The following is a 24,964-nucleotide window of genomic DNA, read 5'->3' as shown; positions in this document are numbered from 1 at the left end:
AGGAATATATGAAAGTTCTTTATTTATTAAACTCAAATGGAGTTGGTGGTGCTGAAGCATCAATCCGGAGAATGGTCGATCGAAAATTTGTTCAAGGCAAGGTTGCCCTTTTGTGGAACCATAATAATGTTCAAAAGAATTTTTGGAATGGCAGGGAGTTGACTCAAGTAACAGATGCTAACTCTCCACTTGTTGGTGCATTAAAGTCTATATTTGCTATACCTAAATACTTAAAAGGTCAAAATTTTGATGCCATTCAGAGTCAGTTAAAAGGTGCGGATTTAATTTTTTCTTTTTTGATTCTTACTGGCCTTATAAAAAAAGATTTTGTTTACGTTGTAAGTTTAAGAAACTCATATGACTTTTATTATGGGAATAGTTTTTCAAACCGCCTTATTGGTAGAATACATAAATTTTTTATTAATAAAGCCGCAGATGTGATTGTTGGTGTTTCAAAGCAAGATATTGATAGGTTTACACAGGCGTTTGGAAGTAAGTTTAAAGTTATTGAAAATTCAGTAGATATTTCTAACTTTAAAGTAAAAGAAAAATCTATATTAACTAAAAATGTAAAAGTAGTTTTGGTAGGAAACGTTAAATATAGAAAAGGTTATGATCGTTTAAGTTCACTTATTCAGTACCTTAATAAATCATATCCTGATTATAGATTCACTTTCTCGATTGCAGGCGCCATAGAAAGTGAGCAATTTAAAGCCGAGGTTTTGAGTTTAGCTAGTGATAATGCTGCTATCGAATTTTTAGGAAAAGTTGAAAATATAAATGAGCTACTCGTATCGTCAGATATTTTTTTATCGTTATCTAGAGAGGAAGGGTTGCCAATTTCTGTACTGGAAGGAATGGCCGCTAAACTACCTATTTTGCTATCAAATATTCCAGCGCATAGTTTGATTTTGGATCCTACGGTATCTGAAAGTATTTTATTTAATAATGATAAAGAGTTGCAAGAAACTTTTAGTAACTTAATTGAATCTCAATCTTTAAGAGAGGAAGTTATTCAAGCGCAACATAAGAAGCTTTTAAAAGATTTTAGTTTAGAGCGAATGTGTTCAGAATACTTACAAAGCTATAAAGCAGGTTGCACAGATGAAACTACTGCTTCTAACTAATTCCTCCTCTGGGGGAGGCGCTGAAAAAGTTTTTAATAGCCTAGTTGATGGATTTACAAAACATAGCAGTTGTGAAACTAAGCACTTGTATTTACAAGAAGGTTCAGTAAGTAAGTTTTGGAAGATTTCAGGCTTTTTTAAGTTTATTTTCCTTATCTTAAAATTTAAACCTGATGTTGTTCAATCTCATCTGTTGTATCCAAATATTATAAACTCTTTTTTATCTGTCTTTATGAGGTATAAATCACAGCTAGTCTGCCACAGTAGTTTTGAGAGATTTCAGCGTAGCAGAAATGCATGCATCATTCGCCTTGCCTATAAAAAAGCTAATAGTATAGTATGCATTTCTGAAGAAATGCAGAAACAAGCAAAGATATTTTTATCTAGAGATGACATTGAGAAAATATATAATCCACATGATTTAAAAAATTATCAAGATCTTTCTTTTAAAGATGTCAGTCCAATTCCATTTCAAAACTTTTTGATTTCAGTAGGGCGCCTAGTTGAGTCAAAACGAATAAAGGATATATTACTGGCTTTAAAAGCCTGTAACAAAAAAAAGAATCTAGTAATAGTTGGAGATGGCGATACTCGTGATGATTTAACTGCATTAGCTAAAGAATTAGACATAGAAGATAGAGTATTTTTTGTTGGGCATTCAAGTAACCCCTATCCATACATTCTTAAATCAGAAGCAATGTTATTAGCGTCAGAAACTGAAGGTTTTCCTAATTGTTTAGTAGAATCTCTTGCTTTGGGTATTCCTATTATTACTACTAATTGTAAAACAGGCCCTGCAGAACTTTTAAGAGTCAGTTATGAAGATGATGTATTACGTGTGCCTTATCCAAACTGTAGCATTTACCCTGTAGGTGATATAGATAGCTTAGCAAAAGCAATAAACTCGCTTAATGATATGTGTGTAGATACAGAGCAATTAAAAGGCCTAGTCAGACATTTAGATTTAGAAGATGTTATAGAGCTTTATTATTTATCTCTGCAACGCTTGCTCAATAGCTAGCCAGCCTATAGCGGTTAGCTTAAATGAATACAAATTAAAATTCTAAGTTAGGTATTAATAGATAGTTAATATACCTAATTTTATCAAATATATTAGGGTGTATAGTGAAAATACTCATAACTGGCGGGGCGGGCTTTATAGGCTCTGCTGTAATTCGCCATATTATAGAAAACACTAATGATTCAGTTATTAATCTCGATAAGTTAACTTATGCTGGTAATTTAGAATCATTAAATTCAATTGCTAGTGATGACCGCTACGTATTTGAGCAAGTTGATATATGTAATCGTACTGAACTCGATCGTGTTTTTAAAATACATAAACCAGATGCAGTAATGCATTTAGCTGCTGAAAGTCATGTTGATCGTTCAATTACTGGGCCGGCCGAATTTATACAAACTAATATTGTAGGCACTTACAACTTATTAGAAGCGGCTCGTGAATACTGGAATACATTAAATGACGATGATAAAAAATCATTTAGATTTCATCATATTTCAACTGACGAAGTTTACGGCGACCTTCCACATCCAGATGAGCAAGAAGGTAATGCCTTGGGTAAAGAGCTACCTTTGTTTACTGAACAAACATCTTATTCACCAAGTAGCCCTTATTCTGCAAGTAAAGCATCGAGTGATCACCTAGTGCGAGCCTGGTTACGAACATATGGATTACCTACTATCGTAACCAATTGTTCAAACAACTATGGGCCTTATCATTTTCCTGAAAAATTAATACCTTTAGTGATACTTAATGCCCTAGAAGGAAAAGATTTACCTATTTATGGTAAAGGCGATCAAATTCGTGATTGGTTATTCGTTGAAGATCATGCTCGAGCTTTATATAAGGTAGTAACTGAAGGTAAAGTTGGTGAAACCTATAATATTGGTGGCCATAACGAAAAGCAAAACATTGAAGTTGTTAAAAGTATTTGCAGCATTCTAGATACTTTAGTACCTAAAGATTACTCGTACTCAGAGCAGATAACGTATGTGACAGATCGTCCTGGCCACGATCGACGCTATGCCATCGACTCGTCAAAAATGAGTACAGAGCTAAACTGGACACCAATAGAAACCTTTGAAACAGGCCTACGTAAAACGGTTAAGTGGTATTTAGATAATCAAACGTGGTGTCAAAACGTACAAGATGGTTCATATCAGCGTGAGCGACTGGGCGAAATAAATATGACAGCTAAAGGAAAATAGCATGAAAGGAATTATCCTTGCCGGAGGCTCCGGTACACGCCTTTATCCTATTACTATGGGTGTATCCAAGCAGTTACTTCCAATTTACGATAAGCCAATGATCTATTACCCGCTATCAGTTTTAATGTTAGCGGGAATTCGTGAAATATTAATTATTACGACCCCTGAGGATAGTGCTTCATTTAAGCGTTTACTTGGTGATGGTTCACGATTTGGTATTGAGCTTAATTACGCAATTCAACCTAGCCCAGATGGATTAGCCCAAGCGTTTATTTTAGGTGAATACTTTATTGGCAACGATGATGTGTGCTTAGTTCTTGGTGATAATATTTTTTATGGTCAAGGATTTAGTCCTAAGTTAAAACATGCAGTCGAGAATGCCAAAAATGGGCAAGGAGCGACTGTATTTGGTTACCAAGTAAAAGACCCGGAACGTTTTGGTGTCGTTGAATTTGATGAGAACCAAAAGGCTATTTCCATTGAAGAGAAGCCAGCTAAACCAAAGTCTGATTTAGCGGTAACCGGTTTATATTTTTACGATAATTCTGTTGTAGAAATAGCCAAACAAGTTAAGCCCTCGCATAGAGGTGAGCTAGAGATAACGTGCTTAAATGAAATTTATTTAAAGCAAAATAAGCTAAATGTTGAAATACTTGGTCGCGGCTTTGCCTGGCTTGATACAGGTACGCATGAAAGCTTACTTGAAGCAGCGCAGTTTGTTGAAACCATAGAAAAGCGTCAAGGTTACAAAATAGCGTGTTTAGAAGAGATTGGTTTTAATAATGGTTGGCTAACAAAACATAAAGTGGAAGAGTTAGCTGCACCTATGCTGAAAAATAGCTACGGTAAGTATCTAATGGATTTAATATCAAAGTAATGAGCAACTATTTTTCTCAAAGAGAATGGGATAGCCAGTTTTTCGAGCGTAAAATATTTTCGTTAGAATTACCTGTTCCTAAGATAAAAAGTAATGATTGGCCTATAGACTCACTTATAACTATAAAAGCTAGCTCTACAGATTACCTAAGCTTAAATACTATAAATGAGTATTGCTTTAGTTTTATTGAAGGCGAGTTGGTATTTAAAAAAGATATCAAGGCAAACTCAAAAGCTTTTACAAGTTTTGAAGCTTACATAGCTAATCATGGCGCTATTGAAGAGCTTAAATGTATCGTAAGTGACTTATATATTAATAGTCGCTTTCGAGAACCTTGGTTTTCGGCACAAGAGCGAGACAGTTTTTACCAAAAATGGGTTGAAAATGCCGTCCTTTCAAAGTTTGATGATTGTTGCCTAGTGATAAAAAATGATGATGTTATATCTGGTTTTGTAACAGTCAGGGTTCGAGAGGAAGAAGCAACAGTAGGGCTTATTGGTGTTGCTTTACCCTACCAAGGACAGGGTTTAGGCAAAAAACTACTCGCACTTGTTGAAAGCTATTGCATTGCTAAAAAAGCTAGAGTAATAAAGGTTGCAACACAAACAAGTAATATTTCGGCTGCAAATTTATATAGTAAAAATGGTTTTGCTATTGCTGATATTTCGTATTGGTTCTACAAACAGGTTTAAAGATGATCCCTTTTAATATGCCTCCTAAAACAGGCAACGAGTTAAAATACATAGAGCAAGCTATTAACTCTGATAAGTTATGTGGTGATGGGCAATTTTCAAAAAAATGTGAAGCATGGATAGAAAGTAATTTTAATACCACAAAAGCACTGCTAACGCCTTCGTGCACAGCAGCCCTAGAGCTTGCGGCTATTTTAATTAATATTCAGCCAGGTGATGAAGTTATAATGCCTTCATATACATTTGTATCTACAGCGAATGCGTTTGTATTACGTGGTGCAAAAATTATATTTGTTGACGTTCGCCCGGACACAATGAATATTGATGAAACACTCATTGAAGCAGCGGTTACGGCTAAAACAAAAGCAATAGTGCCCGTACATTATGCCGGTGTCGCTTGTGAAATGGATACAATACTCGCTATCGCAGAAAAACATGACTTGTGGGTAGTAGAAGATGCTGCACAAGGCGTAATGTCTACCTATAAAGGGAAAGCACTAGGAACTATTGGTCATATAGGCTGCTATAGCTTTCATGAAACTAAAAACTACTCATCGGGTGGTGAAGGTGGGGCAATTTTAATTAATGACCCTAAATTGATTGAAAGAGCTGAGATTATACGTGAGAAAGGAACAAATCGTAGCCAGTTCCTGCATGGCATCGTCGATAAATATACGTGGCAAGACATAGGGTCGAGCTTTTTACCAAGCGAGTTACAAGCGGCTTATTTGTATGCTCAACTTGAAGCAGCAGACACTATAAATAATTTTCGTTTATCAATATGGGATTATTATTACAGTAAACTTAGCCTAAAACTAAAAGCGGAACAGTTACCTTATATTCCCGATTCAATAAAGCATAACGCGCATATGTTTTATATAAAATTAAGCTCAAATGAAGAGCGAAATGAATTTATTAGTTATATGAAAAAGCAGGGAATTACGACACCTTTTCATTATATTCCACTGCACTCAAGCCCTGCGGGAGAAATGTTTGGAGAATTTGTAGGTGATAATACTTACACGACCCATGAAAGCGCAAAACTTGTCCGTTTACCACTGTACTTCGGAATGACCCACGTTGAACAAGAAAAGGTTGTTAAAGCAGTTGAGGATTTTCTCCGTGGGGGCTAAAAGGATATTACATGTAGCAGAATGTGATAAATTTATTCCTCCATATATTAGATTTATAAACCAAAACTTTAATAGTGATGAGCATGAGTTTTTAATTAAAAATGGCATGGCTGATGATGAGCTTGAAGATGCTAAGAATATCTGCTTGTCAGGGCGTTCGACTTTATTAAAGGTAAAGCACCATACTCAGTTAATAATAAAAATGCACCGAGCTGATAAAATTATATTACACAGTTTAATCGATATAAAAATGGTTCAAATACTAAGTGTTATGCCTTGGTTGCTTAAAAAGTGTTATTGGATGATATGGGGAGCAGACTTATACGCCTATCAATTAAAGCGTGTCACTCTCAAAGAAAAGATAAATGAATTTTTAAGGCACAGGGTAATAAGTGGGCTTGGGCATTTAGTTACATACTTAGAAGGAGATGTAGCTCTTGCAAAAGACTGGTATGGGGCTAAAGGAAATTACCATGAGTGCTTAATGTACACGAGTAATTTATACAAACAATACAAACTTCCCGCAGTTGATAAGGTGAGGGTAAATATTCAAGTAGGCAACTCAGCCGACCCGAGTAACAATCATATAGAGGCGTTGGAAAAGTTATTACCGTTTAAACATCAAGATATTTGTATTTATGTACCTTTATCGTATGGGCATCAAGAATATGCGCAGCAAGTAATAAAGCAGGGTAAAGAATGGTTTGGTGATAAGTTTCAACCCCTTACGGAGTTTATGCCATTTGATGATTATTTATTATTTTTAAGCTCAATTGATATTGCCTTTTTTAATCATAAGCGGCAACAAGCTATGGGGAATACAATAACTTTATTAGGCCTTGGTAAAACTGTTTACTTGCGAAGTGGAACCACACAATGGCATTTTTTTGCTAAAAAAGGTATTAACGTTGGCGATATTGAAAAGCTCATTAATTTAGATTGCCACAAATCGCCCAAAAATATTGAAATTGTAAAAAATTACTTCTCTACAGATAACTATAAAAAGCAACTTACCCAATTATTTGATAAGTAACTACTTCAAAATCTTTAATAGTCGTTGTTTTATAAATAATATTCTATTGGGGTTTACTAGTATGTTGGAACATAAAAAATATGACCCCAAAAAAAATTCTATCTTTCGCATTGGGCCCAGTAGGTGGTGCTCTTTTAGGTTTTGTCAGTTTGCCAATTATCACTTGGTTTTTTACTCAAGAAGATATTGGTCGTATAGCTATGCTAAATGTAGTGGTAGGTTTTTGCACACTCTTTTTTAGCTTAGGGTTAGATCAAGCGTATGTACGTGAATTTCACGAAGTAAGTAATAAACCAGGCCTATTAAAAGCGTCATTTTTCCCAGGTTTAAGCTTATTAATTATTAGCTTATGTTTACTATTCAGTTATGGTAATACAATCTCGTTATGGTTATTTGAAGTTAATAGCCAATTTCTCAGCCTGTTAGTAGCTTTAGCTGTTTTATGTGCTTTTATGTCTAGGTTTTTATCTTTAATTTTGCGAATGAATGAGCAAGGCTTCGCCTACTCAATGAGTCAACTGCTTCCTAAGCTACTTCTAATAATTATTATCTTAGGTTATGTTTTATTTTCTGTTAATAAAAATATTACTAATCTTGTAATAGCCAATGTTGCAGCTATATCATTAGTTTTTTTTATATATGCGTGGAATACAAAAAGCGAGTGGATTGCAGGACTTAAGGAAAAGCTAGATTTTAATCAGTTGAAAGGTCTTTTAAGCTTTGGTATGCCACTGATTTTTGGCAGCTTGGCATTCTGGGGGCTAACTGCGTCAGATAAAATATTATTAAAAGAGCTCTCAAATTTTGAGCAGTTAGGGCTTTACTCTGTTGCTGTTAGTTTTGCTGCCGCTGCGACCATTATTCAGAGTGTTTTCTCTACTGTTTGGGTTCCCGTTGTATATAAGTGGGCTGCAGCAAATGAAAACCTTGATAAAATATTTAAAGTAAACCGATATGTATTATTAGTCGTTATTATTTTATTTTGTTTGGCTGGCCTACTCTCTGCGGTAGTAACGTTTATACTACCGGATAATTACAAAGCGGTTCAGTGGATTTTAGTTCCGTGTTTAGGATATCCATTGCTTTATACTCTATCCGAAACAAGCGTCGTAGGCCTAGGTATTACCCGGCGCACCGGATTTTCAATGCTTGCTTCTGTAGTTGCTTTTGGAGTTAACTTGCTAGGAAACGTCTGGTTAATTCCAAAGTATGGTGCAATTGGCGCCGCTATAAGTACGTGTTTTTCTTTCTGGGTATTTTTTATATTAAGAACTGAATTTTCTATTTACTTTTGGAAAGCAATTCCTAGGTTGGGTATGTATATTTATACAACTTTACTGGTATTTGGTTCTGTTATACATGCATTATACGGTAGCAGTTTACAAAATTATTTTGCGTTATATTGGTGTCTGATATTATTGAGCTTATTTTTCTTTTTTAAAAATGAAATTTTTGAAAGTAAAAGCTTTATTGCAAAAAAAATATCAGGAATTAAGCCTTAGCAAACTTTCTTTGGCTGCTACAATTAGGTTAACCACAAATAAATGCATAAACATTTTTAAAGTTAGCCTAATAAACAATTAAAAATATTCGATCATTTCACTAAGCGACTATTAACAGTTGTTTGGCTGCACTCTCATGACTTTTTTTGAAGGAAAAACAGTCTAAATACAAGTGTTTAATTATCTTCTATTTGAAGTATGTGCGTATCAGCTTTAAGTAATTCTCAAATTAAAGCTTTATTACTTACCTATCTCAACTTCAACATCATTATCTAAAACCTCTTTGTACCTTACTGCTAACGCACCTTTTGCATCATCATCGCCATGCACAATTTTTATATGGCTTGGCTTTTTATACATACCCGTTACAAACTTAATTAATCCGTTTTGATCGGCATGGGCGCTGTACCCGCTAATTGTATGTACTTTTGCGTTTATAGTAATGCGAGCATCATTTATAAAAACATACCCATCACGCGGGCCATATTTTTGTATTTCGCGGCCTAACGTTTTGTTTCCTTGGTAACCTACAAACAATACATCGGTGGTTTTGTCACTTAAAAATCGCTCAAGATAATTAACTATTCGGCCACCAGTGCACATACCGCTTGCTGCTAATATTATGGCTGGTGTTGGCCGCGAACTTAAATAGTTAATAGTAGCTATGTGCTCTTTGTGTGAATTAACCGTAGTTAGGTTTTTAAAATCGAGCGGGTGCCTACCGTTTGCAACTTTGCGTTTGGCCTCGCTATCCCATAGGTGTTTAAACTTTTTGTATTGCTCAGTAAAATTGGCTGCCATAGGGGAGTCGAGTATTACGTGAATGTCTCGCCACTTAGACTTTTTAGATGAGCTATGTATGAGTTGCTCAAGCTCATATAGCAGCTCTTGTGTGCGGCCAATACTAAAAGCTGGCACTAACACCACGCCATTATCGCTAACAGCGCGTTCAATAATGTTTTTTAGCGTTTGAGTGCGCTCTTTACGGCCTTGATGATTTTTATCCCCGTAGGTTGATTCAATAACGAGGGTATCGGCTTTATAGGGCGCTTTAGGCGAAGGGAGTAGCGGGGTATGCGGTGCGCCTAAATCCCCTGAAAACACAACGCGATGTTTGTTGTTATCATTATTTGTAATATCAATTTCAACGTAGGCAGAACCTAATATATGGCCTGCACGCTGAAACCGCGCTTTAGCTTTATTGAGCCCTTTGCAAGGTAGTTCAAACCACGTTTTATAATCTACAGCAACTATGCGTTTATTTAATAAGCTTAAGCAGGCAGCTATAATTTTAGGGTCGCGGGTTACACCCACTTTTAAAGCATCTTCTATTACTAAAGGTAATAAGCTGGCTGATGCAAGACTTGTAAAAATAGGGCCTTTAAAACCGGCTGCTAATAAATAAGGAATTCGGCCAACATGGTCAATATGGCAATGGGTAACAATAAGGGCAGTAACATGGGTAATATTAAACTCAATTGAAAGATCGACTTTAGAGTCTTCGCCTTGAAATAACCCGCAATCAATAAGCACACTTGTTTGCTCGTTAACTACCAGCTCGTGGCACGAACCAGTAACGCCGTTAACCGCTCCGTGGTGAAGTATTTGCATTGTGCTTCCTTGTCATCAATTTGTTACATTGAATTTTAAGGTAGAAGTAAAGCCATAATTATTCAAGGTTCTAACGCTTGAGCTAAATTAATAACCTTATCTAGAAGCATGTACCCACCTGTAGGCGCGAATTTACTTCGCGCTCATGTTTTAACACCTAAAAAAACGAGGTATAAAACCTCACCTACAAATATGTGCCAACAGGTAGGTGCGAATTTATTTCGCGCTCATGTTTTAACACCTAAAAAAGCGAGGTATAAAACCTCACCTACAAATATGTGCCAACAGGTAGGTGCGAATTTATTTCGCGCTCGTGTTTTAACTCCTAACAACAAGTGAGGTATAAAACCTCACCTACAAACATGCACCAACCGGTAGGTGCGAATTTACTTCGCGCTCATGTTTTAACACCTAAAAAAGCGAGGTATAAAACCTCACCTACAAATATGCACCAACCTGTAGGTGCGAATTTACTTCGCGCTCTTACTTATATATTTATTTAAAAAATATTAATTAAATTACTTAATAAATTTTCGCGGCTAAACTTTTGTTTAGCCCAATCTAAACATAGCTTTATAGGTACTAAACTAGCGTTAAAGCCTTTACTCCCTTTAAACTCAATAACAATATTTATCAAAGTGAGTGGCTATTAACCACTAAGGCGTATTTACATAGGCACTCTATGTTGGCTATAATGTCGCCGCTGTTTAGTTTGGAATTGTATTTTTTGCAATTTAGTTATGTATTAAGGGCTACTATGGAATGTTGGTATTTAGTCGTATGCAAACCAAAGCAAGAAGAACGAGCCAAAACTAACTTGCAAAATCAAGGGATTGAAGCGTTTTACCCCAAATTAACTACCGAAAGGTTGGTTAAAGGTCGTCGGACCGTCAAACACACTGCTTTATTCCCTAATTATTTATTTGTATGCCTTGAATCAAAAAATGGTAATTTTTCTGCTGTAAAAAACACCCGTGGAATAGGCGGTTTTGTTTCTTATGGATCAAATTATCAGGTGGTTTCTAAGCACATAATTGACCAGCTAAAAAATGAACGTTTACTCACCACTGAATCACAAATACCAAAAACAGGTGATGTAGTAAGTGTGAATAACGATTCATTCAGTAATATACAAGCAATATACAAAGAGCCCGATGGCGACCTGCGCAGTATTTTACTAATTAACTTACTTAATCAAAAAATTGAAGTAAGTGTAGATAATAAAGATATTAAACAATAATAACTAAAAACGTAGCAGCGGCTTTATGCCGCGTAAAATAGCTTTATATCAGTACATAGGAACTGTAACCTAAGGGCGGAAGCGTGCCCAAAGCACTTAAAATACCGTGCTTAAGTTCACTTGTAGACGCACAGCTTGCTGGCGTGACGAGCAAAGCTCGTAATAGAACTTCTTCACAAAAGGGTTAAGAGCACACTGAGCTTTAGAGAAGTAAACTCATAAAGTACTTATTTAAAAGGCTTCTCATTTACTCCTCATTCGCTTCTCTTTGTGCAATCATATTTTAGTGATTTATTCACAAAGAGGTTAAGAGGGCGCTGCGCTTTAGAGAAGTAAACAGCCACAAGTACTTATTTAAATGGCTTCTCATTTACTCCTCATTCGCTTCTCTTTGTGCAATCATATTTTGAGTGATTTATTCACAAAGAGGTTAAGAGGGCGCTGCGCTTTAGAGAAGTAAACAGCCACAAGTACTTATTTAAATGGCTTCTCATTTACTCCTCATTTGCTTCTCTTTGTGCAATTATCAATAAATGTATTTCAAAAAGAAGTTATGAGCACGCTGCGCTTTTAACGTTGAAGCCCCGTGGCAAAGTTTAACACCGTGGTTACGGTCACTCGTAGACGAGTAGCTTGCTGGCGTGACGAGCAAAGCTCGTAATAGGGTTTATTCATGAAAGGGTTAAGAGCGCACTGTGCTTTAGAGAAGTAAACAGCCATGAAGTAATTATTTAAATGTCTTCTCATTTACTCCTCATTCGCTTCTCTTTGTGCAATAAAGCTTTAAGTGGTCAATCTGAAGGGGTCCAGCGCACTGCGCTTTAGAGAAGTAAGCAGCCAATAAAGTACTTGTTTAAATAGCTTCTCATTTACTCCTCATTCACTTCTCTTTGTGCAATTGGTGATTAATGCGTTAAGTGTTTTACTAAAAACGGCTATCAATTAAATTTATTCATAAAGACCTTATGAAAATACTGATATAATTTCAGTGCTAATTAAAAACTTAGTAACAAAGCTTTTACAAAGCAAAGGCTATTGCTTCACAATAGTGCACATGCTTTAATTAGTCGGCTAAAATACAAGTGCTCACCAAGGTTGGTGAGTAAGTGCAATATTTAAATAATTTTGGGATTCTACAATGGCGTTAAGCTGTAAATCACTCGCATCAATACTCGCAATACTAAGCATGACCGGCTGTACAATAGTACCAGGCAGCCACTTTGAAGGTATAGACTCAGGCGAGCAAACACAAAACCTCGAACAAGATCTCGAAAAAGTAAACATTCAAATAATCGACTCGCTACTAATAAATAAACAAAATCAAGCGCGTATAGCAGCTAAACCAATTTCAAGTACCGATGGTTTAAACGTAAGTAACTACGAATACAAATTAGGTGTTGGCGACGTACTAACAATAGGCGTATGGGATCACCCAGAGCTAACAATACCGGCAGCAGTACAACGTACCGCAGAGTTTGACGGCTTTAGAGTACAACGAGACGGCACCATTACTTACGCCTACGCACCAAATATACCCGCAGCAGGTAAAACAATAAGCCAAGTGCGTAATGAGCTTGTTAAGCGCCTAAGCCGAGTGATAGAAGACCCTCAAGTAGACGTAAAAGTAGTTGGCTTTAGAAGCCAAAAAACCTACGTTACCGGCGAAGTAAAACAACCTGGCGTATACCCAGTAACCGAAATTCCACTTACCTTAATTGATGCTTTAAACCAAGCTGGCGGCTTAACTGATGCTGCCGATTGGCGCACAGTAACATTTACTCGTGGCAATAAAACAGAAGTTATTAAACTTGATGACTTTTATGCCCATGGTGACATTTCGCAAAACCGTTTATTGCAACATGGCGACATAGTGCACGTAAACCGTAACGATGCACAAAAAATATTTGTATTAGGTGATGTTAAAAAAGCAGGTTCAGTAACGCTTAACCGTTATGGTTTAAACTTGGCCGAAGCGCTAAGCGATTCAGGCGGTTTAAATGAAGCAACAGCCGATGCTAATGGCGTATTTGTACTGCGTAAAAGTGACCTAGAGCAAACCGGTATTATTGCAAACGTATACCAATTACACGCTAAAAATATAGCAGCAATGGTATTAGCTGAACAGTTTGAACTACAACCGCGCGATATTGTATATGTAACATCGGCACCACTTGCCCGTTGGAACCGTGTAATAAGCTTACTGTTACCGTCAATCGCTACTGTAGATAGTGTTGACGATATAACTGCAAACTAAGGGTTTTTAAAAATGTTTGATTCAGTTTTAGTGGTGTGTGCAGGTAACATTTGCCGCAGCCCAACAGGTGAGTATGTTTTAAAGCAAAAGCTTGAAGGCAAAAATATTAAAGTATCGTCTGCTGGGTTAACAGCACTTGAAGGCAAACCAGCAGATGCAAAAGCAAAACAAATAGCGCTCGCACATGGCGTTAATATGGATACTCACCAAGGACAGCAGCTTACATCAAGCTTGGTTGCGCAAAACAGTGTAATACTCGTAATGGAAGAACGCCATTTAAACGACGTACATGCTCGCTACCCAGAGGCGCGCGGTAAAACGTTTTTACTGGGTAAGTGGATTAATAACGCCGAAATACCCGACCCGTACCGTCAAAGCCAAGAGGCTTTTGAACACGTTTATAGGTTAATCGACAGCGCATGTAGCGCTTGGCAAAAGTATTTATAAGGAATGGCTAATTTAATGAATACCCAGCCGAATAACAGCGCTAGTAGCGCTAATAATAAAAGCACTAGTAACACACAACCAACGCAAGAAATTGATTTAATGGCGCTACTAGGCGCATTGCTCGATCGCAAATATTTTATAGTAGCCGTAACTGCGCTGTTTATGTTTGTAGGTGTTATTTATGCAGTATTAAGTACCCCTGTTTACCAAGCAACAGCCATGATACAAGTTGAAGACGGCGGCGCATCAGTCCCTGGCTTTGACGATATGGCAGGCATGTTCGAAAGTACATCAGCTGCTGTAACCGAAATAGAGCTACTAAAGTCGCGCAGTATAATAGGCGAGGCAGTAGATACTTTAAAGCTTGATGTAATAGCAGAGCCTAAGCTATTCCCGTTTATAGGTAGCCGTGCTTATCGTAAATTTACTCCAATGGGAGATGGCGACTTAGCTGAGCCAAGCTTTGGCGCTAATAGCTACGCATGGGGTGGTGAAAGCATAAATGTATTTAGGTTTGATGTACCACGCACTGCAGTAAATCAAGCATTTACATTGGTTGCACAGGCTAATAATAGCCTTACACTTTTAAATGGTGACGGTGAGCAAATATTATCGGGTAAAGTAGGCGAGGAGCTTACAAACGGTAAGTTTAACTTAACCATTCGTACTTTAAATGCACGCCCTGGTACAGAGTTTACAATTACCCGCAAAGATCGCTTAAATACTATTTTAGATTTGCAAACAGCTATTGGCGCAAGCGAAAAAGGTAAAGACTCAGGCATAATTAACTTAAGCTTACAAAGTACTAAACCGAGCTACGCTGAAAAAGTGCTTGATAAAGTGGCCGCTATTTATGTACGCCGCAATGTTGAGCGCAACAGCGCAGAGGCGCAAAAGTCGCTTGAATTTTTAGAAGTACAATTACCTGAAATTAAAAAACAGCTTGAATACGCAGAGCAACGCTTTAACGACTACCAAATAAAACGCCAGTCAATAAACATAACGCTCGAAACACAAGGCGTGCTTGAGCAAGTTGTAAAGCTTGAAACCAAGTTACAAGAGCTAAACCTAAAGCGTTTAGAGCTTGGCCGTAAATTTAAAAAAGACCACCCAACATACCAAGGTATGCTTGAGCAAATAGAAGCTGTAAATAAACAAAAACAAGAGCTTGTAGGTGAGGTGGGTAACCTGCCAGAAACTCAACAAGAGCTACTACGTTTAAAGCGTGATGTTGAAGTAAGTAACCAAATTTACACACTACTACTTAGTAAAACACAAGAGCTTGATATAGTTCGCGCAGGCACTGTAGGTAACGTACGTATTATTGACTACGCTGAGGTAAATACCAGTAAGCCAGTTAAACCTAAAAAAGCATTAATAGTGGTAATGGCCACTATGCTAGGTGGTATGTTAGCTGTGGCAATTGTGCTTATACAAAAAGCAATGCACAAAGGCGTTGAAGACCCAGCAGAAATTGAAGCGCTTGGCTTACCTGTATACGCAAGTGTACCGCACTCAGATTATCAAGATAAACTAAGTGGCTTTGCCGAGCGAGCCCGCAAAAATAAAACAAATAAACCTAAAAGTATACTCGCGCTAGATAACCCAGCCGACCTAGCAATAGAAGCACTACGTAGCTTACGTACGAGTCTACACTTTGCGATGATGGAAGCTAAAAACAATATTATTGCTATATCGGGTCCAAGCCCAAGTGTGGGTAAATCGTTTATATCGGTTAACTTAGCCTCAGTACTTGCGCAAAGCGGTAAAAAAGTACTTATTATTGATGCCGATATGCGCAAAGGCTATTTACAAACTCAGTTTGGTTTAAAGTGGGACGATGGATTAAGTGACTACCTATCTGGTCGTTTAAACCTAGAGCAAGTTACTAAACCAACCAAGGTTGAAGGCTTAAGTGTTATTACGCGGGGGCAAATACCGCCAAATCCTTCAGAACTATTAATGCATAGTAACTTTAGTAAGTTAGTTGAAGAAGTAAGCGCCGCTTACGACATTATAATTATCGATACGCCACCAATACTTGCAGTAACCGACCCCGCAATTGTAAGTGCGCATACAGGCACTACTTTACTTGTGGCACGTTTTGGTCAAAATCATGTGCGTGAAATAGAGCTTACCCGTAATCGTTTTGAGCAAAATGGCATAGACGTAAAAGGCGTAGTATTTAACGGTGTTGTTAAAAAGGCGAGTAATGCGTATGGGTATTACGGATACTACAACTACGAATACAAAAGTGATAAATAATTTATAAGAGGGCCTATTAGGCACTTTTAAATAAAAATTACAAAAACAACGTATTACAAAGAGATAGTTAAAATTAACTGTCTCAATTTAGAAAAAGTGTCTCAGTGGCTTGTTATATAACTGAGACACTAAATTGTTAAAATGCAATTTAATAGTGATCTATTACACACTAACCTAGTTAAGTTCAGGCATTTTTATCGTTAAAAAGTGTATGGCTACCTAAGCAAAATGGATTGTAGAATGTACTTGTTTCCTGCGAGTATACACCTCAACACTGGCTTTTAGTGCACCACTTAACTTGAAATTAATTGTAAAATTTAAATTTAAATTTTAGAAGCTCGAAGCTCTATCACTAAACAAAGAGAGTACAACTATGCACGATTCATTAACGGACCTAAAAATTGGCATTATAGGTTTAGGCTATGTAGGCCTTCCATTAGCAGTTGAATTTGGTAAAAAATTCCCAGTAACGGGATTCGATATTAACAAAGGTCGAATTGCACAGTTGCAGTCAGGTCACGACTCAACACTTGAAGTAAGTGATGAAGAACTTAAAGATTCTCCGCAACTTAATTTCTCTTATACAGTGTCAGATCTTGAAAGTTGTAATGTATATATTGTTACAGTACCTACTCCAATTGATGAGCATAAGCAGCCAGATTTAACGCCACTTATAAAAGCTAGTGAAATGCTAGGTAAAGTGGTTAAAAAAGGCGATATAATAATTTATGAATCAACCGTATACCCAGGTGCTACTGAAGAGGCATGCTTACCGGTAGTAGAGAAATTCTCAGGTCTTAAATTCAATGAAGACTTTTTCGCTGGCTACTCACCAGAACGTATTAACCCAGGTGATAAAGAGCATCGCGTAACTAACATACTAAAAGTGACTTCAGGTTCTACTCCAGGAATAGCTGAAAAAGTAGATCAACTTTATAAATCAGTAATTACGGCTGGCACACATAAAGCGAGCTCTATCAGAGTAGCTGAGGCTGCAAAAGTAATTGAGAACACACAGCGCGATGTAAATATTGCACTAATTAATGAGCTTTCAATTATTTTTAATAAGCTCGGTATCGACACGCTTGAAGTGTTAGAAGCGGCAGGCACTAAATGGAACTTCCTTCCATTTCGTCCTGGCTTAGTTGGCGGACACTGTATTGGTGTTGATCCGTATTACTTAACACATAAAGCACAAAGCGTAGGCTACCACCCAGAAATGATTTTAGCCGGTCGTCGTTTAAACGATGGTATGGGTAAACATGTAGTAACTGAACTGGTTAAAAGTATGCTTAAAAAGCGTATTCATGTAGATGGCGCAAACGTACTGATAATGGGTTTAACTTTCAAAGAAAACTGCCCAGACTTACGTAATACAAAAGTGGTCGATATCGTAAGTGAACTTAAAGAATACAATATAAATGTAGATATTGTCGATCCATGGTGTTCAAACATCGAGGCGCAACATGAATATGGATTAAGCTTAACTGCAGAGCCAAAGCCAAATAATTACGATGCAATCATTCTTGCTGTAGGTCATAACGAATTTAAAGAAATGGGCGCAGAGCAAATTCGTGAATTAGGTAAAGCTGAGCATGTGCTCTATGACCTAAAATATGTACTACCAAAGCAAAGTGTAGATATGCGTTTATAACATTAGTAGATGCGGGTTTATCCCGCGCTTTTAAATTAGATAGCATACGCCATACACACTAAATAAATTAAACGTTTGTTAGTTCAATATTCAAAGATTTCATAGGGAAAAACATGACTCGTTACGAACAAATTAAATCAGAACTACTTTCTTCTCCTAAAACCTGGTTAGTGACGGGGGTTGCTGGTTTTATTGGCTCTAATCTTTTAGAGCATTTATTAAAATTAAATCAAAAAGTAGTCGGGCTTGATAATTTTGCAACGGGCCATCAGCATAACCTTGATGAAGTAAAAGGCTTAGTTACTTCTGAACAATGGCAAGGTTTTAACTTGATAGAAGGCGACATTCGCAATTACCAAGATTGCGAAACAGCATTAGCTAATAACGGTGAAGGTGTTGACTATGTATTACACCAAGCCGCGTTAGGTTCAGTACCACGCTCAATCGCCGATCCTCTAACAACTAATGCCGCTAATATCAACGGTTTTTTAAATATGTTACAAGCGGCGAAAGAGGCTAAAGTAAAAAGCTTTACCTATGCTGCAAGCAGTTCTACTTATGGTGATCACCCGGCACTACCAAAAGTGGAAGAAAACATTGGTAGCCCGCTTTCACCTTATGCAGTAACTAAGTACGTAAACGAGCTGTATGCAGGCGTTTATGCAAAAACATATGGCTTTAAAACTATTGGTTTACGTTACTTTAATGTGTTTGGGCAACGCCAAGATCCGAACGGTGCTTACGCCGCTGTAATTCCTAAGTGGACTGCGGCAATGATTCAAGGTGAAGATATATTTATAAATGGTGATGGTGAAACAAGCCGTGACTTTTGTTTTATCGAAAATACTGTACAAATGAATATTTTAGCTGCAACTGCACCAGATGAAGCTAAAAATGAAGTTTATAATGTAGCCGTTGGTGATAGAACCACGCTTATTGATTTGTACAAAGCAATACAGTCTGGACTTAAGAAGTGCGATATAGAGTCCTCGCAAGAACCAATTTACCGTGGTTTTAGAGCTGGAGATGTCAGGCATTCTCAGGCTAATATTAATAAAGCCAAATTTAGATTAGGTTATGAACCCCAATTTAAGATGAAAATAGGGATTTCCAGAACAATAAAATGGTACTCCCTTAAATGCATGTAGTATTAACTAGTGCCTCTAGTTATCCGGCTATTGGCGGGGTGCAAAATTCTATGGTTTTTATAGCACGTGAGTTGATTCGAAGAGGTAACACCGTCACGGTTATATCTTTTGATGGAAAAAAAAGTTACACAGATACGTTTAACCACGAAGGTTGTACATACTATAAATTTCCAGAGATTAGGGGGGTACTCGCACCCATACTAGCAAAGAAATTCACGTTAGCGGTTAAAGAACTATTTAAAAATGAAGTTATTAAGCCTGATTTGGTAATATCTAGGCATGCATTAGTTAGCTATGGTTTGATCAAAATGGGGCTGAAAGTACCACTTGTTCATATTTATCCTACGACTTCAAGTTTAAATGCTGAAGGTGTTTTGTCTCAGATGGGTAATTTACCTCTCATAAAAAAAATTAAAACAGCAACTCTTTTATCTTTATCATATTTAACCACTAGGTTTGTAGAAAAAAAGGTTGTTCAAAATTCGATCAATGTGGTTTTTAGTAACTTTATGCTATCTACTATGGGGAAAGATTATAGGAAGAACAAATTCTTTTATATTAAGCCTGGTGTAGATACAGATAAGTTTGAATGTATTGATAAAAACACTATTTGTAAACTTAATGTTTCTGAAGGTGTTCAAAAAGGTTATGAACTACTTTATGTAGGTAGATTAGCGTTAAATAAAAATGTTGGAATTCTTATTGAGTCAATGATTACTTTACCTGAGCACTACAAGCTAGTAATTGTTGGAGATGGCCCCCTGAAAAGCTTCTTGATGGAATATAGTAAAAAGCTTGGAATTGATAAAAGGGTTCTATTTGTAGGGTCTCAAGATAAATTATTACCAGTGTTCTATAACCTTGCGAAAGTTACTGTTTTACCCACAAAAATAGAAACCTTTGGGCAAGTAATTGTTGAGTCATTAGCATGTGGAACGCCAGTCGTTGCTTTCGATAGCCTTAATGCATCTATTAAAACAGCAAGCAATGAGATTATAACAGCTCCATTCTTAGGGGAGCTATGTGCTAAATATTCGGCTGAAGCTTTAGGTAAGTCAATTATCGAGTGTGTAGAACGGCTCGAGCTGGATGGAAAGAGCGCTAGAAGAGGGTATATTATTGATAATTATAGCTGGGATTCCTTTGTTGATTCATTATTAAAAATTGCTAGGGAATGATTAATGTCAATTAATCTCGATAAAATCAATCAACAGTTTAAAAGTGGTGCATTTTGGGTGAGTATCATTGTTTTGATAAGTATCCCGCTCACTTATTTGAGAACTTATTTATTGTCCAACTTGGATAGTAGCGGTAACTTATTAGGTTTATACTCACTAATGTTAGTATTTGCAGAAGTAGTAATAACCTTTACATTGTTAGGCGGCAGCAGCGCCATTACAAAGTATGTAGCAAAAGCTTATGAAAAAGATGGTGTACCTAGTTTTATTGTAAGTTATTTATTAACTTCATTACCCCTCGTATTTATTTTTTTTATAGTGGTTAGTATTACAGCCAGCTTTTTTTCAAACGAGCTTTATTTATTGTACAGTGCAAATAAATTACTTTTATTTCTACTGGCTGCTCTAATGTTTTTTAGCCAATTTTTTATATACACCCTTTCTGGAGTTGGGCGCTACAAGGAAATGTCTATACTCTTACAGTTACAGCTCGTTGTAATTGTTTTATTCTTAACTGCTGCATATTTTTTTACTGAAGTTAAAGATATTTTAATTGAAGATCCAGGTCGGGCTTTTATATTTTTACTGATAAGTATTCATATTGCCATTATATTTATATCTTTATTTAGAATTATTGGGTACATAGCCCCAGCAAAGATTTATCCTTTGTCTTTTCCTAATGGTTTTTACAGGTTTAGTTTGTATGTATATGGGAATTCAATTATCAGGTTTTGTTACGGAAATTTGGACAAAATTTTTGTGGCGAGCTACTTATCATTGGCTTCATTAGGATTTTACTATTTAATTTTACAATTTTCAGAGTTAGTGCGTTTTATACCGAATAAGTTATCACAAGTTTTCTTAGGTACATTTAGTAACTATATATCAACACAGGATGAGCTAGTAGTAAGTGAAAAATATGGAAGTGTTAGTAGGTACGTGATTTTGATATGTAGCTTAATTTCAATACCATTAGTTTTATTCTCTAGTGAAATACTTAGCTACTTTGGTGATTGGGTCGAATCACCGGAATATTTTGTATATTTGGTGTTAACTATGAACTTTGCCTGTTTAGGTAACCTTAATAGCATGGTTGTATTAGCGTTTGATAAAGCTAAGTTATTTTTGTTAAACAACCTAAGTGTAATATTAGTTCAATTACCAATTATGTTTATAGGACTTGAAAGTATGGGTATATTAGCCGCTATACTAGGGAAAATAGCTGGTTTAATTGTAGGGCAAATTGGATTGATGTTAATCGTATATGGAGCTCAACGGAAGCATAAATTAATATTTCCTAAATACTTCGTCTTGAGTCAAATTCTTTTGTTAGTCTGTTTCTTTATAAATCATAATGTCGAAGCTCCATTTATTAAGGTTTTTATAGTTATAGGTGCCTGTACATTAAGTTTTCTTTTTAGTGGATTTAATATAAGAGAGTTGTTGTTTAATTTAAAAGGGAGTAAAAATGCTAAATAAGATTATTAATAGATTCATGAAAGTTATGCGTTTTTTTTTACTAACATTAATAAGGTTATTAGAAGTAATTGGTAACCTTTTACCTGAGACAGAGTTTGGTTGTAAATGTAGAGGGGCACTGATTAGGCCTTTTTTAGGAGCGTGCGGTCGGAATTTTCAAATCGCGATTGGAGCAAAGCTTGAGTTCAAAGAGAATATATATATAGGTGATAATGTATATATAGGTCATGGTGCCTGGGTTAGTGGGCTAAGAGGCGGGGTTGAGCTTGATGATGAAGTAATGTTAGGTCCATATGTCAAGATGGTGAGCAGCAATCACACTAAAGTGGATGGAAGTTATAGGTTTGGGCCAGGAATTGGAGAAAGAATAAAGCTAGGTAAGGGCTCATGGATTGCTGCTGGTGTTATCATTACCGCAGGAGCTGAAATAGGTGAAGGTAGCTTAGTCGCTGCTGGAGCTGTTGTGACTAAATCTTCACCTGCGCACGCTGTTTTGCAGGGCATTCCGGCCAAAGTTAAAGTATTAAAGTGAGACTATCCATGGACTTTAAAATTCTAGTTAAGAAATACCTATTCACTCCACCGCACGTTAAGCACTGCAGTCAAACAATGTATCAGTCATTGTCTGCATGTATAAACTTATTCAAAACTACAAATGATATATGTTGGTTGAAAGAAATTGCAGAAGTTTCTGATAAATTGCTTAATATACAGAAAAAAGATGGTGGCTTTGATATCGGTTATGACTTTAATTTTGGCTTTGAACACAAAAAAGGCGAAAGTACATCGCCGGAGCTTTACGCAGTCACTGTATTAAATGTTTCATATGATATCCTGGTTGAATATTCTGAATATTCTGAATTAAGTAAAAAGATTAAAAAATCAATTGTTGCGGCTGTTAACTGGATCAAAATACATAGTAGGTTAAAACATGAAGGCTCCTCTGAGTGGGTAATACCTTATGGTCCATATAGCACTAACAAAACTATGGTTTATAATGGTGTATCGTTCGCAGCAGGAGCTTTAGGTCCATCAATACGCTTTTTTAATGAAAGTGAAAAGGAAATATTGATTAATATTTATGATGGTTTTTGTCTATACCTTCTGAACTCATTAACAAGTGGTAAACATGGCGACTTTTGGTTTTATAATGATCAAGAGAGAACAGATCTTTCAACGCTTAAGCGGGAAAAAATTGACTATTATCATCAAGCTCAACAGTTGGAAGTACATTGTATAGCTGAGCAATATCAGTCTAATCAAAACCAAAATGAGATTATAAAACGCTCTTGGAAGATTTTGAGTTTTATGGCTGTGAAGTATAATGGAAGAGTACCTTATACTAATTCTGATATTTATTTTAGAGGGCACTACCATCTCTGGGGGCTAGCATCAATTGCATCTGCTTTAAGCACTTGTAAAAAGTTTGTTAGTATTGAAGAGCACCCAGCAATAACAAATGCATTATTTAATGTAGCTAATTTTATTACTGAAAAGGCTTGGAGTGGTGAATTTTTTCATGCGGTATTAGATAAAAATGAAAAACCTTTGACTGAGCTGCCATTTATGCCTAGAAGTGATGCTTGGGTTGTTGCTTCATTATCTAAGGTGGTAGCTGATTCAGCTAAATTCGATGAAACTATGCTTGAAAAAGTTATTACTAGCTATGAATCAATAAAAAAATGTGATTTTAGTGGTCCTGAAAACCATTCGGTAGACTTTAAAAAGAAATTAGTTATTAACTTGTATAAATTCAAGAATGGTAGATAAAATGGAGCGTCTTTCATTTTCAATTATACTTTATCTATTATCTGTTTTATCCATTCTGTATATTTCTAATATTGAAGCAGATCAATCATTGCTTTTTACATTTTTCTTTTTATCGGTATTTTTGATTTTAATCCACTCCTATTTTAAATTAACTTTTTTTGCCATTTTTCAATTCTCTATAATTATAATTCTGCTGCCGATTTACACCGGCTCCTATATTACAACTACTGAACTACCATTTTACCCAGGTGGCGATGCTCATCGTTATTATGAAAGAGTAATAACAATTGCGGCAGGGGATGAATCACTTTTATGGGGAAGATATAAATTTTTCTTATATGGGGTTTCAAGTTATTATAAGATGATTTTTTATTTTTTTGGAAGTAAATCTCCATATCATTTTATGGTTTTGACAGCTTTTTTTGTTTCTTTAACAGGACCGGTTGTTTATTTGTTAATCAAGGAAATAATAGGAAAAAAAATAGCTTTAAAAGTATATTATTTTTGGGTTTTAAACCCATTATTACTAGGTTTAGCTGTATCTACGCTTAGAGATCCATATGTTTATTTTGCTGTTTTTTATTTTATATATGTAGTTATATTTTTTTCTAATGATAAACTAATTTATAAGTTAGGAGCTCTTTCAGTTCTAGCACTTTATGTTATAAATATAAGGCTAGATACTGCTTGTTTCTTATTTGTTTTTTTTATAACATTTTTTCTGGCAAGTTCTAAATTAGATTTTAAAAAGAAAATGCTGCTATTTTCTTTAATCTTAATTCCTGTGTTAGTTTTTATAAGTAATGGTCTGGTTAGTGTTTTAGATTTCGATAATTCGATGTCATTATCGTATCAAATGAACGCATATACGGAAAGTCGATCTATGAATACCAGTACTTCTTCCATTGTCGTTAAGCTACAAGGTACGGCTCTAGGCTTACTAGTACTTCCGCTTTATACTTTAGTATCTCCATTTCCACCACCTATATTTTTTGTTGATAAATTCAATTTTGCGGATTTGGTTGAATCTCTGTTTAGTATTCTGTTTTTAATGCTATTGCCGAGGTTGGTTATTAATTTAATAAGTTATTTTAAGGAGTTTGATCGTGCTTTTATGCTCTCACTGTTAACTAGTATTGTTTGTTTGTTAATTTTACTTTCTCTTACTTCTATAGGGGCATTCCGGCAAAAACTTTATATTTACCCGTTTATATTTTCTTTTATTTTCTACAAAAACAGCCTTATTGTTTATAAATACTATGAATTAATAGCTTGTTTTTTATTCGGGTTTATAGTGATTGCCTACATATATACTAGGTTTTAAA

21 protein-coding genes are annotated in these 24,964 nt (G+C 36.0%); 19 read left to right on the top strand and 2 right to left on the bottom strand.

The features are described 5' to 3' along the window. The first annotated feature begins 8 nt into the window (after positions 1–8). The 8 genes from BW142_RS02550 to BW142_RS02515 all read left to right on the top strand — a co-directional run bounded on the left by BW142_RS02550 (position 9) and on the right by BW142_RS02515 (position 8,593). A complete protein-coding gene (locus BW142_RS02550; protein ID WP_024597840.1) occupies positions 9–1,127 on the top strand; it encodes a glycosyltransferase family 4 protein in 1,119 nt (372 codons plus the stop codon). Beyond that, positions 1,105–2,148 (top strand): glycosyltransferase, encoded by a 1,044-nt coding sequence (locus tag BW142_RS02545; protein ID WP_024597841.1) that lies wholly within the window; start codon positions 1,105–1,107, stop codon positions 2,146–2,148. The genes BW142_RS02550 and BW142_RS02545 overlap by 23 nt, the downstream gene beginning before the upstream one ends. Positions 2,149–2,252: 104 nt before the next feature. Continuing rightward, complete coding sequence (gene rfbB / locus BW142_RS02540) at positions 2,253–3,356, top strand: dTDP-glucose 4,6-dehydratase (protein WP_024597842.1); 1,104 nt, start codon at positions 2,253–2,255, stop codon at positions 3,354–3,356. Between the two features lies 1 nt (position 3,357). Further along, entirely contained in the window at positions 3,358–4,233 is an 876-nt protein-coding gene (gene rfbA, locus BW142_RS02535) for a glucose-1-phosphate thymidylyltransferase RfbA (protein ID WP_024597843.1), read from the top strand. Beyond that, positions 4,233–4,925, top strand: coding sequence for a GNAT family N-acetyltransferase (locus BW142_RS20520; RefSeq protein WP_024597844.1), 693 nt, complete (start codon positions 4,233–4,235; stop codon positions 4,923–4,925). The genes rfbA and BW142_RS20520 overlap by 1 nt, the downstream gene beginning before the upstream one ends. A 2-nt stretch (positions 4,926–4,927) precedes the next feature. Further along, entirely contained in the window at positions 4,928–6,058 is a 1,131-nt protein-coding gene (rffA, locus tag BW142_RS02525) for a dTDP-4-amino-4,6-dideoxygalactose transaminase (RefSeq protein ID WP_076923766.1), read from the top strand. After that, complete coding sequence (locus tag BW142_RS02520; RefSeq protein WP_024597846.1) at positions 6,048–7,091, top strand: TDP-N-acetylfucosamine:lipid II N-acetylfucosaminyltransferase; 1,044 nt, start codon at positions 6,048–6,050, stop codon at positions 7,089–7,091. The genes rffA and BW142_RS02520 overlap by 11 nt, the downstream gene beginning before the upstream one ends. Before the next feature lie 80 nt (positions 7,092–7,171). Next, complete coding sequence (locus tag BW142_RS02515) at positions 7,172–8,593, top strand: lipopolysaccharide biosynthesis protein (RefSeq protein WP_024597847.1); 1,422 nt, start codon at positions 7,172–7,174, stop codon at positions 8,591–8,593. A 240-nt stretch (positions 8,594–8,833) separates the two neighbouring features. On the opposite strand, the gene BW142_RS02510 is transcribed toward BW142_RS02515, so the two are convergent. After that, entirely contained in the window at positions 8,834–10,204 is a 1,371-nt protein-coding gene (locus BW142_RS02510; RefSeq protein ID WP_076923765.1) for an MBL fold metallo-hydrolase, read from the bottom strand. Positions 10,205–10,961: 757 nt separating this feature from the next. Here BW142_RS02510 and rfaH point away from each other — a divergent pair. Next, a complete protein-coding gene (rfaH, locus tag BW142_RS02500) occupies positions 10,962–11,444 on the top strand; it encodes a transcription/translation regulatory transformer protein RfaH (protein ID WP_076923763.1) in 483 nt (160 codons plus the stop codon). A gap of 570 nt (positions 11,445–12,014) precedes the next feature. On the opposite strand, the gene BW142_RS20690 is transcribed toward rfaH, so the two are convergent. Further along, the gene (locus tag BW142_RS20690) at positions 12,015–12,191 is read right to left on the bottom strand and encodes a hypothetical protein (RefSeq protein WP_171972305.1); all 177 of its coding nucleotides are present in this window, start codon (positions 12,189–12,191) and stop codon (positions 12,015–12,017) included. Positions 12,192–12,582: 391 nt separating this feature from the next. Here BW142_RS20690 and BW142_RS02495 point away from each other — a divergent pair, with 391 nt between their 5' ends. From BW142_RS02495 to BW142_RS02450, 10 genes are all read left to right on the top strand, one after another. Further along, the gene (locus tag BW142_RS02495) at positions 12,583–13,698 is read left to right on the top strand and encodes a polysaccharide export protein (RefSeq protein WP_076923762.1); all 1,116 of its coding nucleotides are present in this window, start codon (positions 12,583–12,585) and stop codon (positions 13,696–13,698) included. A gap of 12 nt (positions 13,699–13,710) precedes the next feature. Continuing rightward, positions 13,711–14,145: a low molecular weight protein-tyrosine-phosphatase gene (locus tag BW142_RS02490; protein ID WP_076923761.1), complete on the top strand. Its 435-nt coding sequence runs from the start codon at positions 13,711–13,713 to the stop codon at positions 14,143–14,145. A gap of 15 nt (positions 14,146–14,160) precedes the next feature. Continuing rightward, positions 14,161–16,410 (top strand): polysaccharide biosynthesis tyrosine autokinase, encoded by a 2,250-nt coding sequence (locus BW142_RS02485; protein WP_076923787.1) that lies wholly within the window; start codon positions 14,161–14,163, stop codon positions 16,408–16,410. A gap of 373 nt (positions 16,411–16,783) precedes the next feature. After that, entirely contained in the window at positions 16,784–18,064 is a 1,281-nt protein-coding gene (gene tviB, locus BW142_RS02480) for a Vi polysaccharide biosynthesis UDP-N-acetylglucosamine C-6 dehydrogenase TviB (RefSeq protein ID WP_076923760.1), read from the top strand. 113 nt (positions 18,065–18,177) lie between these two features. Next, the gene (locus BW142_RS02475; protein ID WP_076923759.1) at positions 18,178–19,212 is read left to right on the top strand and encodes an NAD-dependent epimerase/dehydratase family protein; all 1,035 of its coding nucleotides are present in this window, start codon (positions 18,178–18,180) and stop codon (positions 19,210–19,212) included. Next, positions 19,203–20,390: a glycosyltransferase gene (locus tag BW142_RS02470; protein ID WP_076923758.1), complete on the top strand. Its 1,188-nt coding sequence runs from the start codon at positions 19,203–19,205 to the stop codon at positions 20,388–20,390. The genes BW142_RS02475 and BW142_RS02470 overlap by 10 nt, the downstream gene beginning before the upstream one ends. 3 nt (positions 20,391–20,393) lie before the next feature. After that, positions 20,394–21,869, top strand: coding sequence for an oligosaccharide flippase family protein (locus BW142_RS02465; RefSeq protein ID WP_076923757.1), 1,476 nt, complete (start codon positions 20,394–20,396; stop codon positions 21,867–21,869). Further along, positions 21,859–22,401 carry an acyltransferase gene (locus BW142_RS02460; RefSeq protein WP_076923756.1) on the top strand — a complete coding sequence of 181 codons (543 nt, stop codon included), beginning with the start codon at positions 21,859–21,861 and terminating at the stop codon, positions 22,399–22,401. Before BW142_RS02465 ends, BW142_RS02460 begins: the two co-directional genes overlap by 11 nt. A gap of 137 nt (positions 22,402–22,538) precedes the next feature. Then, positions 22,539–23,639, top strand: coding sequence for a hypothetical protein (locus BW142_RS02455; protein ID WP_143475895.1), 1,101 nt, complete (start codon positions 22,539–22,541; stop codon positions 23,637–23,639). Position 23,640: 1 nt separating this feature from the next. Next, positions 23,641–24,963, top strand: coding sequence for a hypothetical protein (locus BW142_RS02450; protein WP_076923754.1), 1,323 nt, complete (start codon positions 23,641–23,643; stop codon positions 24,961–24,963). Position 24,964: the final 1 nt, after the last annotated feature.

This window comes from Pseudoalteromonas sp. EB27 (genome assembly GCF_001974875.1).
Taxonomy (GTDB): domain Bacteria; phylum Pseudomonadota; class Gammaproteobacteria; order Enterobacterales; family Alteromonadaceae; genus Pseudoalteromonas.
Note: the sequence above shows the minus strand (reverse complement) of the source record. Positions and strands in the feature narration are given on the sequence as shown.